Genomic DNA, 1,938 nt, shown 5'->3' with positions numbered 1-1,938 from the left:
TTACTGAACAGGCTGCGCGCGGCGTCGGCCTCGTCGATGATGCGGCGGGCCAGCGCGTGAAACTGCTCGGCCGAGGCGGTGGGCGCGACGCCCTTCTTGTGCCGGATGAAAAGCGTGGTGCCGAGCTCGGCCTCCAGATTGGTGATCGCGGTCGAGATCGACGGCTGCGACACGAAGCAGGCACGCGCCGCGGCGGTCAGGTTGCGCGCGCGATAGACGGCTGAGAAGTAGCGAAGCTCGCGGATGTCCATAGTATGTACCTATAGATATGATCAATATTCAATATTTTACCTATGGATCGGACGATGGCAAGAACGCCCTGGTCGCAACGGGCGAGGACTTCCATGAAAATCCATCATCTCAACACCGGCACGATGTGCCCGATGGGCCGCCGCCTGGTGAACGGCACCGGCGGCCTGTTCCAGCGCGCCCGCATGGTCTGCCACTGCCTGCTGATCGAAACGGGGGACGGGCTTGCCCTGGTCGATACCGGCATCGGGCTTGGCGATATCGCAGCCCCTGACCGGCTCGGACGGCGCTGGTTGCGCCAGACCGCGCCACGGCTCGACCCGTCCGAGACGGCGGTCGAGCAGGTGAAGGCGCTCGGCTATTCGCCCACTGACGTGCGCCACTTGCTGCTGACCCATCTCGATCGCGATCACGCCGGCGGCGTGCCCGACTTTCCCCATGCCGCGATCCACGTCCATCGCGCCGAATACGACATGGCGGTGCATCGCAAGCCGGCGCCCCCGCAAGGGCGCTATGTCACCGGGCAGTGGAGCCATGGACCGAGCTGGACGTTCTATGGCGAAGCCGGCGAAGACTGGTTCGGTTTCAAGGGCGTGCGGGCGCTCGGCGACAGCGAAGCGGATATCCTGATGATCCCGCTCGCCGGCCATACGCTCGGCCATTGCGGCATCGCGGTCCGGTCAGGCGACACATGGCTGCTGCATGCCGGCGACAGCTATTTCCATCACGGCCAGCTCGCGGCATCCCCGCGCATGCCGCTGGTGCTCGGCTATTTCCAGCGCCGCGCCGACATGGACCGCAAGCAGCGGATCGCCAACCAGGCGCGGCTGCGCGCGCTGAAGCTCGACCACGGCGACCGCGTGAGGATCGTCAACAGCCATGATCCCGTCGATTACGAGAACTGCCGGTGCGGGGCGCATTGAGAGGTGAGGGATCACGCAATGCGAAGCATCGCCGCTACGCGTGTGGCCGTGCCTCGATGACGTTGATGTTGCCCGCAGGGGCAATTTGGGTCAGTTCGAAGCCTGACTTTGACAAGAGAGTTCCAAACTCCTCCCGGCTTCGTTCTCGCCCGCCAGGCAGGACCAGCATGTTCAGATCGCTGAACTTTGTTGCCGGCATTTCGTTCGGGGGCGCGACAATCCGTTCGATGAGGATCAATTTTGCCGTCTCTGCCATTGCGCGCCGGCAGGATTTCAGAATCGCGATGGCCTCTTCGTCCTCCCAGTCATGGATCACCACGCGCATGACATAGGCGTCACCGCCCCCGGGCACCGCCTCGAAGAAATTTCCCCCGACCACATCGCAGCGATCGATGACACCTTGCTCGGACAATACAGTCTTTGCACCGGCAACAACGCGGGGCAGATCGAACAACGTGCCACGCATCTGAGTGTGGGCTCTCAGGATGGCGCTCAGCATCAATCCGCGCCCGCCGCCGACGTCTACGACGCGGCCGAAGGAGGAGAAATCATAGGCGGCGATGACGGCCTCGGCGCTTCCACGCGACAGCTCGGTCATTGCCCGATCGAACACAGCGCCTTGTTCGGGATGCTCGGTGCGATACTCCCAAATTCCCTTGCCGTGGACGTATTGAAAGGCGTTCTCACCCGTCAGAATGCTGTGTTCGAGATTCCCCCAGGTTTGCCAGACATAGTCGCTTCCGGCGTATTCCGCCCAGGCTCCAAG

The 1,938-nt window shown here is 63.3% G+C and carries 3 protein-coding genes; 1 reads left to right on the top strand and 2 read right to left on the bottom strand.

Annotated elements, in window-relative coordinates:
• Nucleotides 1-251, bottom strand: a 251-nt coding sequence (locus AC1D00_RS38945; RefSeq protein WP_477014334.1) for a LysR family transcriptional regulator, incomplete at its 3' end; no start/stop codon positions are given.
• Nucleotides 252-344: 93 nt separating this feature from the next.
• Here AC1D00_RS38945 and AC1D00_RS38940 point away from each other — a divergent pair.
• Complete coding sequence (locus AC1D00_RS38940) at nucleotides 345-1,172, top strand: MBL fold metallo-hydrolase (RefSeq protein WP_477014333.1); 828 nt, start codon at nucleotides 345-347, stop codon at nucleotides 1,170-1,172.
• A 34-nt stretch (nucleotides 1,173-1,206) separates the two neighbouring features.
• Here AC1D00_RS38940 and AC1D00_RS38935 read toward each other — a convergent pair.
• Nucleotides 1,207-1,938 (bottom strand): methyltransferase (locus AC1D00_RS38935; RefSeq protein WP_477014332.1); only part of this gene is annotated, 732 nt, incomplete at its 5' end.

Source organism: Bradyrhizobium sp. P2_E8 (genome assembly GCF_056403875.1).
Note: the sequence above shows the minus strand (reverse complement) of the source record. Positions and strands in the feature narration are given on the sequence as shown.